Annotated in this window: 12 protein-coding genes; 7 read left to right on the top strand and 5 right to left on the bottom strand. The window is 69.4% G+C overall.

The features are described 5' to 3' along the window. Both ku and HV783_RS15140 read right to left on the bottom strand, forming a co-directional pair. The gene (gene ku, locus HV783_RS15145; protein WP_006384468.1) at window positions 1-954 is read right to left on the bottom strand and encodes a non-homologous end joining protein Ku; all 954 of its coding nucleotides are present in this window, start codon (window positions 952-954) and stop codon (window positions 1-3) included. Continuing rightward, window positions 872-1,294, bottom strand: coding sequence for a hypothetical protein (locus HV783_RS15140; protein WP_175189409.1), 423 nt, complete (start codon window positions 1,292-1,294; stop codon window positions 872-874). The genes ku and HV783_RS15140 overlap by 83 nt, the downstream gene beginning before the upstream one ends. Before the next feature lie 32 nt (window positions 1,295-1,326). On the opposite strand from HV783_RS15140, the gene HV783_RS15135 reads away from it, so the two are divergent. From HV783_RS15135 to HV783_RS15125, 3 genes are read left to right on the top strand one after another with little or no spacing between them, the layout of a single operon-like run. Next, complete coding sequence (locus HV783_RS15135; protein ID WP_064524349.1) at window positions 1,327-2,625, top strand: ArgE/DapE family deacylase; 1,299 nt, start codon at window positions 1,327-1,329, stop codon at window positions 2,623-2,625. After that, complete coding sequence (locus HV783_RS15130; RefSeq protein WP_064524347.1) at window positions 2,622-3,701, top strand: phosphotransferase; 1,080 nt, start codon at window positions 2,622-2,624, stop codon at window positions 3,699-3,701. Before HV783_RS15135 ends, HV783_RS15130 begins: the two co-directional genes overlap by 4 nt. Continuing rightward, on the top strand, window positions 3,698-5,026 hold the full coding sequence (locus tag HV783_RS15125) for an aspartate aminotransferase family protein (RefSeq protein WP_064524344.1): 1,329 nt from the start codon (window positions 3,698-3,700) through the stop codon (window positions 5,024-5,026). The genes HV783_RS15130 and HV783_RS15125 overlap by 4 nt, the downstream gene beginning before the upstream one ends. Window positions 5,027-5,179: 153 nt before the next feature. On the opposite strand, the gene pdxR is transcribed toward HV783_RS15125, so the two are convergent. After that, window positions 5,180-6,682 carry a MocR-like pyridoxine biosynthesis transcription factor PdxR gene (pdxR, locus tag HV783_RS15120; protein WP_175189408.1) on the bottom strand — a complete coding sequence of 501 codons (1,503 nt, stop codon included), beginning with the start codon at window positions 6,680-6,682 and terminating at the stop codon, window positions 5,180-5,182. Window positions 6,683-6,802: 120 nt separating this feature from the next. On the opposite strand from pdxR, the gene HV783_RS15115 reads away from it, so the two are divergent. From HV783_RS15115 to HV783_RS15100, 4 genes are all read left to right on the top strand, one after another. Beyond that, window positions 6,803-8,134 carry an MFS transporter gene (locus HV783_RS15115; protein ID WP_175189407.1) on the top strand — a complete coding sequence of 444 codons (1,332 nt, stop codon included), beginning with the start codon at window positions 6,803-6,805 and terminating at the stop codon, window positions 8,132-8,134. Between the two features lie 105 nt (window positions 8,135-8,239). Further along, window positions 8,240-8,743: a sigma-70 family RNA polymerase sigma factor gene (locus HV783_RS15110; protein ID WP_006384744.1), complete on the top strand. Its 504-nt coding sequence runs from the start codon at window positions 8,240-8,242 to the stop codon at window positions 8,741-8,743. Beyond that, window positions 8,740-9,723: a FecR family protein gene (locus tag HV783_RS15105; RefSeq protein WP_175189406.1), complete on the top strand. Its 984-nt coding sequence runs from the start codon at window positions 8,740-8,742 to the stop codon at window positions 9,721-9,723. The genes HV783_RS15110 and HV783_RS15105 overlap by 4 nt, the downstream gene beginning before the upstream one ends. A 480-nt stretch (window positions 9,724-10,203) precedes the next feature. Further along, complete coding sequence (locus tag HV783_RS15100; protein WP_437341322.1) at window positions 10,204-12,447, top strand: TonB-dependent siderophore receptor; 2,244 nt, start codon at window positions 10,204-10,206, stop codon at window positions 12,445-12,447. Window positions 12,448-12,497: 50 nt separating this feature from the next. On the opposite strand, the gene HV783_RS15095 is transcribed toward HV783_RS15100, so the two are convergent. Both HV783_RS15095 and HV783_RS15090 read right to left on the bottom strand, forming a co-directional pair. Then, complete coding sequence (locus HV783_RS15095) at window positions 12,498-12,653, bottom strand: hypothetical protein (protein ID WP_156525777.1); 156 nt, start codon at window positions 12,651-12,653, stop codon at window positions 12,498-12,500. 95 nt (window positions 12,654-12,748) lie between these two features. Next, complete coding sequence (locus tag HV783_RS15090) at window positions 12,749-14,911, bottom strand: TonB-dependent receptor (RefSeq protein ID WP_175189405.1); 2,163 nt, start codon at window positions 14,909-14,911, stop codon at window positions 12,749-12,751. Between the last annotated feature and the right edge of the window lie 65 nt (window positions 14,912-14,976).

Below are 14,976 nucleotides of genomic sequence, written 5' to 3'. Positions count from 1 at the left end.
TCACGCCGCCTTGCGGGTCTTGGCCGCCTTGGCGCCCGCCGCTTTCTTCTTCGCCGGCCGGGCGGCTGCCTTCTTCGCGGTCTTCTTCGCCGCGGCCTTGCCCTTGGCCGTCGCATTGCCCGTTCCATTCCCCGCCCCGTTCGCGGCCTTCCCGGACGAGCGTCCCTTCAGGCTGCGTTGCAGCAGTTCGGTCAGGTCGATGACGTTATCGGCATAGGCGGGCGTTTCCTCCTGCGGCTCGATCACCGTCTCGGTCTTGCCGGCCTTGACCTTGCGGGCCACCAGGTCCATGACCGCGGCCTTGAATTCGTCCTTGTACTGTTCCGGATCCCACTGGCCCGACATGTCGTCCACCAGCATGCGCGCCATCTTCAGCTCGCTGGCGCTGGGCGCGGAGGCCTTGGCGCCCGCCTTGGGCAGGTCCAGGTCCTCGGTGGACTTGACCTCGTCGCCCCAGCGCATCAGGTTCAGCACCAGCGCATCGCCCGACGGAATGAGCGCGGCCAGGTGCTGCTTGGTCTGAATCACCACCTTGGCGATGCCGATCTTGCCGGCCTTGGCCAGCGTGTCGCGCAGCAAGGCATACACCTTCTGGCCCTTGTTGATCGGCGCGACGTAATAGGGCCGCTCCAGGTACACGAACGACACCTCGCCGGCATCCACGAACTGCTGGATCTCGATGGTCTGCGTGGTGCGCGGGTAGGCCTCGGCGATCTCGTCCGGGGAAATGATGACGTACTGGCCGTCCTCATACTCCACGCCCTTGACGATATTGTCCTTGTCGATCTCCTTGCCGGTGCGCTTGTTGATGCGCTTGTAGCCGACGGGGTCCATCGAACGCTTGTCGAGCCAGTCGAAATCCACGCCCGATTCAGTCGTCGCCGTGTGCAGCCCCACCGGGATATGCACCAGCCCGAATGAAATCGCCCCTTTCCAGATGGTTCGCGTCGCCATGATGCCGCTCTCCTTCGGGGCGCCGCTGCCGCCCCGTCCAGTGGTTGGATTGACCGCCTGACGCTATTGTCGCAGCGCTTGGCGCGCACGCCAACGCCGGCATGATCGTGCCGGCCAGCAATTGCCGTGCCTGGAGTCGCGGTCGCCGATGCGCGAAATGCCAAGCCGAAATGCCAAGCCATTTGGCGGCGCGGCCCAGGCGTCCGCCGGATTCGGCGATGGCCTGCAGGATCGCGCTGTTCGGCAGGGCGCGCCGGGTCGCCAGGCCCGGTGCGCCAAAAGTGGCTATATCAAATAACCCGGATTGGCTATTTTTCACCGATCCAATTTTCCCTAGCATGGCCGGGTTCCCTGTCAACCTCGAGCACATCCATGCCAGAACTGACCCCGGCGCTGCGCCAGCGCATCCTCCAAGCCGTGGACGCGGGCTTCGCGGCCCAGACCGAATTGACCGCGCAACTGGTACGCCTGCCGTCGCAGCGCGGCGAGGAAGCCACCGCGCAGGATTTCATGGCGGCGCGCTACGCCGAGCGCGGCTACGCCGTGGACCGCTGGCGCATCGACGTCGACGCCATCCGCCACCTGCCCGGCTTTTCGCCGGTGGCGGTGTCCTATGACAACGCCTACAACGTGGTCGGCGCGCACCGTGCCCGCAGCCTGAAAGGCCGCTCGCTGATTCTCAATGGCCACATCGACGTGGTGCCGGTCGGCCCGCTGGCGCAATGGAGCCGCGACCCGTACGACCCCGCCATCGTCGACGGCTGGATGCACGGCCGCGGCGCGGGCGACATGAAATCCGGCCTGGTCGCCTGCCTGTCGGCCATGGATGCGCTCGCCGCCATCGGCCTGGCGCCGGCCGGCGACGTGTTCCTGCAGTCGGTGGTGGAAGAAGAATGCACCGGCAACGGCGCCCTGGCCTGCCTGGCGCGCGGCTACCGCGCCGACGCCGCCTTCATCCCGGAACCGCTGCTGCCCATGCTGATGCGCGCCCAGGTCGGGCCGATGTGGTTCCAGGTGCAGGTCGAAGGCGACCCCCAGCACGCCTCGGCCGCCTTCACCGGCGCGGGCGCCAACGCCATCCAGAAGGCGATCTTCCTGATCCAGGCGCTGGACGAACTGGAAACGCGCTGGAACGCCAACAAGTGCGACCACCGCCACTTCTGCGACCATCCCCACCCCATCCGTTTCAACCTCGGCAAGATCGCCGGCGGCGACTGGCCGTCCAGCGTGCCGGCCTGGTGCACCTTCGACATGCGCGTGGCGGTCTATCCGGGCCAGAGCCTGGAGGCCGCGCGCGCCGAGATCGAGGCCTTCGTGGCCCAGGCCGCGGCGCGCGATCCGTTCCTGGCCAAGCATCCGCCCAAGGTGATCTACCACGGCTTCATGGCCGAGGGCTACGAACTGCGGAACGCCGACGAGGCCGAGGCCGCGCTGCGCGCCGCGCACGAGCAGGTGTTCGGCGAACCGCTGCGCGAATACGCCACGTCGGCCGCCACCGACGCCCGCTTCTACGGCCTGTACGCCGACACCCCGGCCATCGTCTACGGCCCGGAATGCCGCATGCCGCACGGCTACGACGAAGCGGTCAACCTGGAATCGGTGCGCAAGGTCACCCAGACCATCGCCCTGTTCATCGCCGAGTGGTGCGGCCTGGAAGAGCGTCGGGCATGAGCGGCGGCAACCTCCCCAGCGTCGGCCAGGCGCTGTTCGCGGCCGAGCCGCCCAAGCTGTCCCTGGCACAGGCCGAGGCCCTGGCGCAACACCACTACGGCCTGCTGGCCCAGGCCACGCTGCTGTCGAGCGAGCGCGACCAGAACTTCCTGCTGCGCGACGCCGCCGGCGGCGCCTACGTGCTCAAGGCCACCCACCCGGCCGAGGACCCGGCGGTCACCGACTTCCACACCCAGGCGCAACTGCGCCTCATGCAGGCCGGCGGCGAGCCGCCGGTGCCGCGCCTGATCCCTGGCCTGCACGGCGACTACGTGCACTGGCACGACGCCGGCGACGGCGCGCGCCGCGCATTGCGGCTGATGACCTTCGTGCAGGGCGTGCCGCTGCACCAGGTGGCGCGCAGCCCGGCGCAGTACCGCGCGCTGGGCCGGGCCCTGGCGCAGTTCGACCTGGCCCTGGCCGGCTTCGACCACGCCATGGCCGACCACGAACTGCTGTGGGACCTGCAGCACGCCGACCGCATCGCCGACCTGCTGCCGAAGATTCCCGAGGCGGACCGCCGCCGGCTGGCCGAGCGCCAGCTCGAACGCTTCGCCAATGACCTGCGGCCGCGCCTGGGCGGGTTGCGGCGCCAGGTCATCCACAACGATCTCAACCCCTACAACGTAATGGTGGCGCGCGACGATCCCGAACAGATCGCGGCGCTGCTCGACTTCGGCGACATGGTGCGCGCGCCGCTGGCGCAGGACCTGGCCGTGGCCGCCGCCTATCTGCTCGACGACGCGCCCGACCCGCTGTCGGCCGGCCTGCGCCAGTGCCTGGCCAGCTACCACCAGACGCTGCCGCTGACCGAAACCGAGATCGCGCTGCTGCCCGACCTGATCGCCACGCGCCTGTTGATCACGGTGGCCATCACCGGCTGGCGCGCGCAGCAGCACCCCGAGAACCGCCAGTACATCCTGCGCAACAACGGCCTGGCCTGGACCGGCCTGGCGCGCCTGGACGCCCTGCCCCGGCAGCAGGCCAGCGACATCCTGCTGGCCGCCAGCCAGAACCCGATGGAGACTCTTGTATGAGCCGAGACCAAGCCATGCTCAACGCCTTCGACCCCGCCGCGGCCGACGCGCTGCCGCCGGCCGAACGCGAGCTTATCGCCCGCCGCCAGCGCGTGCTGGGGCCGGCCTACCGCCTCTTCTACGACCAGCCGCTGCACATCGTGCGCGGCGAAGGCGTGTGGCTCTACGGCGCCGACGGCGAGCGCTACCTGGACGCCTACAACAACGTCGCCTCTGTGGGCCACAGCCATCCGCGCGTGGTGCGCGCCATCGCCGAGCAGGCGGCGGTGCTGAACACCCACACCCGCTATCTGCACGACGGCGTGCTGGACTACGCCGAGCGCCTGCTGGCGACGTTCCCGCAGCCGCTGTCGCAGGTCATCTTCACCTGCACCGGCAGCGAGGCCAACGACCTCGCGCTGCGCGTGGCGCGCAGCCACACCGGCGGCACCGGCGTCATCGTCACGCAACTGGCGTACCACGGCGTCACCGCCGCGGTGGCCGCCGTGTCGCCCTCGCTCGGCCAGGCCGTGCCGCTGGGCGTGGACACCCGCGCCGTGGCCGCGCCCGACAGCTACCGCCACGACCCGGCCACCCTCGGGCAATGGTTTGGCCAGCAGGTGCAGGCCGCCATCGACGACCTGCGGCGCCACGGCATCAAGCCGGCCGCGCTGCTGGTGGACACGATCCTGTCCAGCGACGGCGTCTACAGCGACCCGGCCGGCTTCCTGGCCCCGGCGGCGCAGGCCATCCGCGACGCGGGCGGCCTGTTCATCGCCGACGAAGTGCAGGCCGGCTTCGCCCGCACCGGCTCGTGCATGTGGGGCTTCCAGCGCCACGCTCTCGTGCCGGACATCGTCACCATGGGCAAGCCGATGGGCAACGGCCACCCCATCGCCGCCATGGTCTCGCGCCCCGACATCCTGGAACGCTTCGGCCGCGAGGCGCGCTACTTCAATACCTTCGGCGGCAATCCGGTGGCCTGCGCCGCGGCCCAGGCCACGCTCTCGGTGATCGAGGACGAAGGCCTGCAGGCCAACGCCGCCCGCACCGGCCAGTACCTGCGCGACGGTTTCCGCGCGCTGGCCGGGCGCCACGCGCTCATCGGCGACGTGCGCGGCGACGGCCTCTTCATCGGCGTCGAACTGGTGCGCGACCGCGCCGCGAAGACGCCCGCCAAGGAAGAGACGCACCGCTTCGTCAACCTGATGCGCCAGCGCCGCGTGCTGCTCAGCGCCACCGGCCTGCACGGCAACGTGCTCAAGCTGCGGCCGCAACTGCCGTTCGCGCGGGAACACGCCGACCTGCTGCTGGCGGCGGCGGATGAGACCCTGGCGCAACTGTAGGCGGCAAAGCGGCGCGGCGCGCGCGTCCTCTCCGCTGGCTCCCACGAGCAAGACGGAGCCGCCGGATGCGGCGGGCCATCCCCGTGATTCGCCGCCGCGTTGCATCACCGGGCGTCACCGCGGCGACCCGGCACCTCGGCGCAACGACAGGGCTCAACGACGCGCCCGGCGCGCGGGCCGGTTCTCCCCGGCCCGCCCCAGCGCCCGCGCAAAGCGCGCCACCCCGTCGTCGATGCGCTCGCATGGCACGCCGCCATACCCCAGCACCACCGCGGGCGACGCAGCTCTGGCGGCATCGGGCAGGTAATGCGGCTGCCCCAGCACGATGCCCTCGTCGCGGGCGGCCTCGGCCAGGCGCGGCGCCGACACCTTGCGGTCGAGCCGCGCATACACATGCAGGCCGGCCCGCGCCTGCGACAACCGCACCTGGTCGCCGACCCGCGCCGCCAGCGCATCGCGCAGCACGATCTGGCGCTGCGCGTACTCGGTGCGCATGCGCTTGATGTTGTGCGAGAAATGGCCGTCCGCCATGAAATCCGCCAGCGCCGCCTGCAGATGCAACTGTCCCGGCCGATAGATGCTGGCGCAGGCCCGCGAGAACGACTCGGCCACCTGCGGCGGCACCACCATGTAGCTCATGCGCAGGCCGGCGAACATGGTCTTGCTGAAGGTGCCCAGGTAGATCACGCGGCCGTCGGCGTCCAGGCCCTGCAGCGACGGAATCGGCGCGCCGTCGTAGCGGAACTCGCTGTCGTAGTCGTCCTCCAGCACCCACAGGCCGCGCGCCCGCGCCGCCTGCAGCAGCTCCAGGCGCCGCGCCAGCGGCATCACCACGCCGGTCGGGTACTGATGCGACGGGCTCGTGATCAACAGCCGCGCCCGGCGCGGCAGCTTGCTGGCCGCCAGGTCCAGGCCCTGATCATCGAGCACGGCGGCATGCGCGCGCACGCCGGCCGCCGCCAGCACCGGCGGAAAGGCCCAGTGGCAGGGGCTTTCCACCAGCGCGGCGTCGCCCCACTCGGTCAGCATACGGGCGCACAGATCAACCGACTGGTGCGTGCCCGCCGTGACGATGACCTGCTCCGGCTCACACACCACGGCCCGCGCCAGCCGCAGATAGCTGGCGATGGCCTCGCGCAGCGGCAGGAAACCCGCGCCGTCCTTGGCGTAGCCCGACAGCGCCAGGTTCGACTTGCCCAGGTGGCGCGACACCAGCCGGCGCCACAGGTGGAACGGAAACAGGCTGGCGTCGGCCACGCCCGGCACGAACGCGCCGGTGTGCTGGCCCAGCCCCGCCGCGCCGCCGGCGATGCCCTCGCCGCGCGTGGACAGGCCCGGCACGTGGCGCTGCACGTGTTCGGGCGAGGCCGGCGGCAGCAGCGGCCGGTCCACGGTCTTCTCTACGAAGGTGCCGCTGCCGCCGCGCGCACTCAGGTAGTTCTCGGCGATCAGGCGTTCGTACGCCAGCGTCACCGTGATGCGCGAGATGCCCAACTCCTGCGCCAGCACGCGCGACGACGGCAGGCGCTGCCCCGCCACCAGCGTGTGGTCCAGCACCCCGCGCCGCACGATGTCGTAGATCTGCTTTTGCAGCGGGTCGCCCGACTCGCGCGAGAGCGCGCCGGAAAGCAGGTCGGCGAGCAGGACTTCCTTCATGAAGTGGACCTATCTCTGATTGGATTGTGGCTATACAAGATATAGCCAGTAGTTGCTATCGTCAACGCCGTATCCAATGCGGCGCCACCGTGGAAAGCCGCGACAAACAAGGGGAATTCCATGCAAGACCAGAATGGCCGCAGACAGCCGGTCAGGGCGGCGGCCGCCGCTTTCTTCGGCACCATGATCGAGTGGTACGACTTCTACTGTTATGCCACGGCGGCCGCCCTGGTGTTCGGCGACGTGTTCTTCGCCACCAACGATCCCTTCATGGGCACGCTGGCCTCGCTCGGCACCTTCGCCATCGGCTTTTTCGCGCGGCCGGTGGGCGCGGTGCTGTTCGGCCATCTCGGCGACCGCGTCGGCCGCAAGCAGAGCCTGGTCATCACACTGCTGCTGATGGGCGTGGCCACCACGCTGATCGGCCTGCTGCCGTCATACCATTCGATCGGCCTGGCCGCCGTGGTGCTGCTGGTCGCGCTGCGGCTGGTGCAGGGCATCGCGGTGGGCGGCGAATGGGGCGGCGCGGTGCTGATCGCGGCCGAACACGCGCCGCCCAAGTGGCGCACTTTCCTGGCCTCGGCGCCGCAGTACGGCAGCCCCATCGGCCTGATCCTGGCCACCGGCGTGTTCCGTCTGGTGTCCGACCTGCCCAAAGAGGACTTCCTGTCGTGGGGCTGGCGCCTGCCCTTCATCATCAGCGGCGTGCTGGTGCTGGTGGCCTTCGTCATCCGCCGCGGCGTCAACGAAAGCCCCGAGCTGGAAGCGCGCCTGAAGGAAAAGAAAAAGGAAAGCACCGCCCCCATCAGCATGGTGCTGCGCGAACGCAAGCGCGCGCTGCTGCTGGGCATCGGCCTGTGCCTGCTGGGCATCTCGGGGTTCTACTTCGTCACCACCCTGATGATCACCTACACCACCACCTACCTGAAGATCACGCGCAGCCAGATCCTGGACGTGGTGACCTGGGCCGGCGTGGTCGAGCTGATCAGCTTCCCGATCGCCTCGTACATCGCCACCCGCGTCGGCGAGCGCCGCTTCCTGATCTGGGTCACCGCGCTGTCGACGCTGTGGGCCGTGCCGATGATGATGCTGATCCTGACCGGCGACATCCAGAACATCGCCATCGGCATCCTCTCCGCCATCTTCCTGATCGGCGCCTACTACGCGGTGCTGGCGCCCTACCTGCCGCTGGCCTTCCCGGTGGAGATGCGCTACACCGGCATCTCGCTCAGCTTCCAGCTGTGCGGCGCGATCTTCGGCGGCACCACGCCACTGGTGGGCCTGTGGGTGGCGCACACCTTCGGCCTGACCTGGCAGCCGATGGCGCTGATGTTCGCCATCATTGCCGGCGCCAACCTGCTGTGCGCGATCTACCTGCCCACGCCGGAGCGCGAGGCCGCCCGCCAGCGCGGCGGCGCGCTGGGCGCCGGTCAGCATAGCCGCGCGTTGTAGCGGCGGCGCCAGCCGGGGCGGCAGCCCGCGCGCCCCGGCTGGCTTTACAAGAATTATTCTTATTTGCAATAATCGGCGGCTTCGTCCCTTCCACGTTGCCCCCGCATGCGCCGGACCCGCCCCGCCGAACACGGTTGGCTCGCCTACTATCGCGAGCTGCTGGGCACATGGAAGCGCAAAGGCCACGCCAGCGGCGACGTCGAGGACACCGCCCACGACGCCATCGCCAACATGCTGGAAGGCGACGTCTCGGCCATCCGCAATCCGCGCGCCTACCTGCACCGCAGCATCTACCACGGCCTGGCCAACCAGTATCACCAACAAGTGCGCAGCGCCGCCGTGCCGCTGCACGACCTGGACGAAGACGAACACCCCGCGCAGGACAGCCCCGAGGCCGGCGCGCGCACCGCGCAACTGTCGCGCGCGCTGCGGCAGGCGCTGGACGAACTGCCCGAGCCCTGCGCCGCGGTCTTCGCCTGGCACCGCCTGGAAGGCTGGACCGTGCCGGAAATCGCCAGCCACATGGGCCTGTCGGTCAGCAGCGTGGAAAAATACCTGACCCGTACCATGCGCCACCTGCACACCCGGCTGCACGCCTATTCGCCATGACATCCGTTCCCAACCTGCCGAGGGATCCCCTGGACGCCGCCGCGTACTGGTTCGCGCGCGACCGCGGCGGCCTGATGACGGCCGGCGAACGGCGCCAGTTCGAGGCCTGGCGCCAGGCCGACGCCGCGCACGAACGCGCCTACCAGGAGATGCTGCAGGTGTGGGGCTTGACCCAGGCCGTGCCCGACCGCGACCTGCGCGCCCTGCTCTCGCGCCGGCCGGCGCCGCCCCCGCCATCGCCGCAACGCCGCCGGCTGACCTGGGGCCTGGCCGCCACCGCCTGCGCCGCCGCCGGCGCCGGTCTGGCCTGGCCGCTCTGGGGGCCGGCGCCGACGCTGTTCGAACAGGCCTACGCCACCGCCCGCGGCGAGCGCCGCCGGGTGGCCTTGCAGGACGACTCGGTCCTGACGCTGAACACCGCCACCCAGGCCGACGTGCGCTACACCCGCGCCGAACGGCACGTGGCGCTGCACGCCGGCGAGATCCTGTTCGAGGTGTCGCCGGACAAGGCGCGGCCCTTCGTCGTCGACACCGACCTGGGCCGCGTGCGCGTCACCGGCACCCGCTTCAACGTGCGCTATGACCGCCAGCGGCTGGCGGTGGCGGTCGAATCCGGCTCGGTCGAGGTTGCCACCGGCGCCTGGTGGCGGCGCGAACGGGTGCTGCTGGCCGCCGGCCAAGGCGTCAGCCTGACCCATGCGGGCGACGCCTTGCGGGCCGAAGCCGTGGACGTGGCCACGCTCACCGCCTGGCGGCAGGGCAAGGCGGTCTTCGACAATGTGCCGTTGGCGCAGGTGGTGGACGAGATCAACCGCTACCGCGAACAGCCCATCCGGGTCGCCGCCGCGCTGCGCGGCATCCGCATCGCCGGCGTATTCGACATCGACGACACCCGCGGCTTCCTGGCCGCCCTGCCCGCCCTGATCCCCGTGCGCGTGACGCCGCGCGCCGACGGCGGCAGCGACATCATCGCCCGCTGACCCGGCGCCGCGTCTTCAGTCCAGGCCGCCCTCCGCGCCCCGCCCCCGCATTCCCGCTTTCCGCCCTCGCCAGCGCCACTCGGCGACCGCCACCGCGCCGGTTGCAACGCCGCCGCCTCGCGCCCCCTCGCGCCGCCCGGCCGGAAATACATCTTGTTTCCATTTTGAGTTGAGAATCATTACGGGGTTCGGCGTCCGATCCGCTCTTAGCAGATAAGCGGAGGCTGTCGCCCCGCATGAACCCGCCGGCCGGTTCCCTCACGGAAACCGCCGCCCCGATCGAGCGCCATCGTGACCCAGATTTCCGCCAGGCCCACCCGCCTCCCGCGCCCCCGCGCCACGCCGCTGCATGCCGCCCTCGGCACCCTGACCCTTGCCCTCGCCGTCGCCCTGGGCGCCGCGCCGTCCGCCGCCCACGCGCAAGCCGCCGCCGTCAAGATCAACCTGCCCGCCCAGTCACTGGCGCAGGCGCTGCTGCACCTGGGCCGCCAGACCAATCTACAGGTCTACTACCTGCCCGAAGCGGTGCAGGACCGGCGCGCGCCCGCCATCAGCGGCACCCTGACACCGCAACAGGCGCTGGACCGCCTGCTGGCCGGCACGGGCCTGGTCGCGCGCATCACCGGCAACACCGCGGTGGTGCAGCCGCCCGCCGCCGACACCGCCACGCTGCCCACCGTCTCGGTCTATGGCGACACCCGGGGCGACGCGATCGAAGGCCTGGTGGCGCGCCGCAGCCGCACCGGCACCAAGACCGACACCGCGCTCAACGAGATCCCGCAGACCATCAACGTGGTCACCGCGCAGCAGCTGGAGATGACCGGCGCCACCGACATCAACCAGGCGCTGCACTACGTGCCCGGCTTCTCCAGCTATGGCTCGGACAACCGTTCCGACTGGTATTCGGCCCTGCGCGGCTTCACCCCCACGGCCTACGTCGACGGCCTGCAGGTGCCCAACACGCTCAACCTGGCCAGCTGGCGCGTCGATCCCTACCTGATCGACAGCATCACCGTGCTGCGCGGCCCGACCTCGGTGCTGTACGGCCAGGGCGACCCCGGCGCCATCGTCGACGTGCAGAGCAAGCTGGCCAACGGCGAGCGCATCCGCGAGATCGAGACCCAGGTCGGCAACTACGCCCGCAAGCAGCTCAGTTTCGACCTCGGCGACAGCCTCAACGAGGACGGCACGCTGTCGTACCGCATCCTGGGCGTGGGCCGCGACGGCAACGCCCAGACCGGCCCCAACAAGGACCAGCGCGTGGTGTTCGCGCCGTCGCTGCGCTGGCAGCCCAGCGCCGCCACCAGCCTGACGCTGTCGGCCACCTACCTGGAAGACTGGGGCGACATCAACACCAATTTCCTGCCCGCCCAGGGCACGGTGCTGTCCAATCCCAATGGCCGCATTTCGCGCGACGTCTATACCGGCGAGCCGGACTTCAACGACTATCACAAGAAGCAATGGTCGGTCGGCTACGCGCTGGAACACAAACTGGATTCGGTCTGGACCCTGCGCCAGAACACGCGCCTGATGCACCTGCAGCTGAATAACCGTTCGGTCTGGGGCGGCGGCCTGGATGACAGCGACCCGACCCAGGCCACGATCACGCGCTATGCCGGCCGCTTCCAATTCAACTACAGCCGTTTCGACATCGACAACCAGGCGGAGGCCAGATTCCGCACCGGCGCGCTCGAACACACGCTGCTGACCGGCCTGGAATACAGCCGCCAGTCCACCATCGACAGCGAATGGATGGCGCTGGCGCCGTCGCTCAACGTCTACCACCCGGTCTACACGCCGATCAACCGCTCGATCTTCTACGGCCCCAACGCCTTCCCGCGCACCGACACCTATACCGTCATGAACACGGTGGGCCTGTACGCGCAGGACCAGATCAAGTGGGACCGCTGGGTGCTGACGCTGGGCGGCCGCAAGGACTGGGCCCGCACCCGCCAGAACGACCGCGAGGCCGACACCCGCGCCGCGCAGCTGGACCAGGCCTTCACCGGCCGCGTCGGCCTGACCTATCTTGGCGATTACGGCCTGTCGCCCTACGTCAGCTATTCGACCTCGTTCAACCCGGTCTCGAACACGCGCCTGGCCGACGGCAACTGGGCCAAGCCGACCCAGGGCAAACAGATCGAGGCCGGCCTGCGCTGGCAGCCCGACGGCAAGAACCTGACGCTGAACGCCGCCATTTACCAGATCAAGCAGACCGACGTCGTCACCAACAACCCGAACGACCCGACCAACAGCAGCTACCTGCAGACCGGCGCGGTGCGCTCGCAGGGCGTCGAGCTGAGCGCCGTGGGCAAGATCACGCCCGAACTGTCCATCGTCGGCGCCTACGTGTTCCAGAACGTCAAAATCACCAAGGCCAACGACGAGACCCAGGGCAAGTGGCCGGTGGACATCCCGCGTCCGCGCCAGATGGCCTCGCTGTGGGCCGACTGGACCTGGCGCACCGGGCCGCTGGAAGGCTTCGGCGCCGGCGCGGGCGTGCGCTACCAGAGCTCGGCCGCGGGCGCGGCCGACAATTCGCTGAAGATCCCCAGCTACACCGTCTACGACGCCGGCCTGCACTATGAAATGCCGAACTGGCGTTTCGCCCTGAACGCCGCCAACCTGTTCGACAAGCGTTATGTCAGCGGCTGCCAGTCGTACGGCGTGTGCATGTACGGCAACGGCCGCACGGTGGTGGCGTCGGTGAAGTACTACTGGTAAAAAACGGGCGTCCCGAGGCCGGGACGCCCGCCTGCCTGCCAGCGCGGCGCCTAGACCAGCAACAACGCGCCGCCGCTTCCCGCGACGATGCCCAGCCCCGCCAGGGCATAACTGTCGCGGCGCTCACACCCGGCGCGATGCGTGCCGATCGCCGCGTGCACGCACACGGCGCCAAGAATGGCCAGGGCGATTCCAATTCCGAACATGAGGTCTTCCTTGATATATCAAGCGGACTGGCCGGCGGCCGATCCGTTGGCTATGGACCGGCGCGGCCGGGTTCGGTTCCCGCGACCGGAAAACCTCAAAACCGCGTCCGCAGCGTCAGGTTGAAACTGCGCCCCGGCTGCAGCAATGGATTCTGGTCCGTCATGGCGTAATTCACGTTCGAGGCCGTGGCCGCGCTACGGTAGGCGCGGTTGAACAGATTGCTGACGCCCAGCACGGCCTGGGTATTGCCGGCCCGTGGCAATCCGAGCTTATCCAACTGGAGTTGCGCGTACAGGTTGACCACGCCAAAGCCGGCGGCGGGATATTCCTTGCGCTCGTCGTAGCGGTTCTGCCCCTTGGCCCACTTCAGTTCCCCGCTCAGGGCGTAGGCCTCGTTCGGCCCCACATACTGCACGCCCATCAGGCCGCTGAGCGCGGCGATGGAAGGCAGCGGCCGATGGGTGACCAGGTCGGTGGCGTGCAGATAGCTGGCGCTGCCATACAGGTTGAGCGCGCGCGTCACTTGCCAGCGCCAGTCGCTTTCGAATCCCTGCACGCGCGCCTTGCCCACGTTCGCGCGCTGCGTCGCCGGCAGCCCCAGATACATCGTGTCGACGCTCTCGATGAAATCGCGGAAGTCGCTGCGGAACGCCGTCAGGCCGACCGTGGCGTCGGCGAAATGCAGACGGGTGCCGACATCCACATTGGTGCCGCGCTCGGGCTTGAGCCGGGGATTCGGAAAGGTGTAGCCGGTTCCGGTGAAGCCGGCGTCGAACATGTCGAAGATCCACGGCATGCGGAACGAATTGCCCACGCTGCCCAGCAGTTCCACCACCTCGGTGGCGCGGTACGACAACCCCAGGCTGCCGGTGATGGCGGTCTGCTGGTTGTTCCGGGCGGCGCGGAAGGCCGGCAGCAGATCGGGCGACGGCAGCGGACTGAGGCCAACGTCGGAACGGTACCAGTCGTAGCGGCCGCCCGCGCTCACCGTCCATTTGGGCGCGGGGTTCCATTCGTTGCTCAGGAACAGGCCAATGTTGGTCTGGTAACGGGTCGGTCCGCCGCGGATCCAATCGCCACGGTTCCGGGTGGTGGCGCCATCGGGCTGGCGCACCGTCGTCCGGGTGCGCAGTTTCTGGCCCGGCCAGGTTTCGTGCATGAAATCCATGCCGACCGTGGTGGCGACGCTGGCCCACGGAAGGGTCGCGGCGAGGTTGCCGCCATAGACCAGCGGCCCGATCACGTGGCGGCGCACGTCGACCACCCGGGCCGGGTTTACCTCGTTGTGCGCGGCCAGGGTGGTGTCGAATTCGTTGACGTACAGGCTGGCCCGCAACTCGCTGACCAGGCCGTCGAATTCACCGGCATAGTCGAGCTTGCCCTGCTTGACGGCCAGCGGATCTCGATGGCTGCTGGCCAGCGGATACGGCGGCACCGCGCCGGCGGCATCGTCGTTCACGTGCGCCATGCGGCCACTGATCTCGATGCGTTGGCGCGCGTCGGGCATGTAGCCCAGCACGATGCCGCCGCCCGCGCCGCGAAAACCGCTGTTGGGCACCTCTTCGGTGGCGCTGCGGAAATTGCTGGCGCGCCGGCCGGTGGCATACACGCGCAGGTCGAAGCCGTCGCCGGCGGCTTCGAGCGCGGCGTTGGCCTGCAGCGCGTTGGCGTTGCTGCGCCACGACGCCGACACCTCGCCGCCATTGAGCTGGAATGCATGATCCAGATTGCCGTGGGCGCGCCGGGTGACAAAGTTGATCAGGCCGCCCAGCCCATCGCTGCCGAAGCGCGCCGAATCCGGCCCCCGCACCACCTCGACCTGCTCCAGCTCGGTCGGGCTGATCAGCATGAATTGCAGGGTATTGCGGCCACGGAAGCGATTGCCGTCGATGAAGACAGGCACCCGCATGTCATTGGTGTTCATGCCGCGCAGGAATACCGTGCCGGCAATGCCGCCCGTGTGGTTGATGGTGGCGTTCGGAATCCGGCTCAATAGCTCCAGGGTGCTGATGGGGCTGAGCCGGTCGATGTCCTGGCGATCGACCACCGACACCGATTGCGTCACCGCATGGTCCAGCGTCGCCGGCGGCGGGGCGGCGCCGATGGCGTGCAGGCGGCCGTCGTCCGCGCCGTCGCCGGCCGTGACGCGGATGGCAGGCAGTTGCGCGGGTTCTGCGGCCACGGCGGGCACGCCAAGGGTGGTGGCCGCGAGCAGGAAAGCGCGGACCAGGGGCAAATGCGGAAAGGGATGAGTCATACGGGAACGCAAAGGCAAAGCCCGAAGGCCGGAGAAACGCCGCCTTGCGCGGCGGCGATGAAAGC

It is taken from the genome of Achromobacter dolens (assembly GCF_902859745.1).
In the GTDB taxonomy this organism is placed as follows: domain Bacteria; phylum Pseudomonadota; class Gammaproteobacteria; order Burkholderiales; family Burkholderiaceae_B; genus Achromobacter; species Achromobacter dolens.
Note: the sequence above shows the minus strand (reverse complement) of the source record. Positions and strands in the feature narration are given on the sequence as shown.

Excerpts from the sequence above, each read along its gene's own strand:
- HV783_RS15130 (WP_064524347.1), top strand. The coding sequence starts at position 2,622 with ATGAGCGGCGGCAACCTCCCCAGCGTCGGCCAGGCGCTGTTCGCGGCC.
- HV783_RS15090 (WP_175189405.1), bottom strand. The coding sequence starts at position 14,911 with ATGACTCATCCCTTTCCGCATTTGCCCCTGGTCCGCGCTTTCCTGCTC.
- HV783_RS15095 (WP_156525777.1), bottom strand. The coding sequence starts at position 12,653 with ATGTTCGGAATTGGAATCGCCCTGGCCATTCTTGGCGCCGTGTGCGTG.
- pdxR (WP_175189408.1), bottom strand. The coding sequence starts at position 6,682 with ATGAAGGAAGTCCTGCTCGCCGACCTGCTTTCCGGCGCGCTCTCGCGC.
- HV783_RS15135 (WP_064524349.1), top strand. The coding sequence starts at position 1,327 with ATGCCAGAACTGACCCCGGCGCTGCGCCAGCGCATCCTCCAAGCCGTG.
- ku (WP_006384468.1), bottom strand. The coding sequence starts at position 954 with ATGGCGACGCGAACCATCTGGAAAGGGGCGATTTCATTCGGGCTGGTG.
- HV783_RS15115 (WP_175189407.1), top strand. The coding sequence starts at position 6,803 with ATGCAAGACCAGAATGGCCGCAGACAGCCGGTCAGGGCGGCGGCCGCC.
- HV783_RS15105 (WP_175189406.1), top strand. The coding sequence starts at position 8,740 with ATGACATCCGTTCCCAACCTGCCGAGGGATCCCCTGGACGCCGCCGCG.
- HV783_RS15110 (WP_006384744.1), top strand. The coding sequence starts at position 8,240 with ATGCGCCGGACCCGCCCCGCCGAACACGGTTGGCTCGCCTACTATCGC.
- HV783_RS15125 (WP_064524344.1), top strand. The coding sequence starts at position 3,698 with ATGAGCCGAGACCAAGCCATGCTCAACGCCTTCGACCCCGCCGCGGCC.
- HV783_RS15140 (WP_175189409.1), bottom strand. The coding sequence starts at position 1,294 with ATGCTAGGGAAAATTGGATCGGTGAAAAATAGCCAATCCGGGTTATTT.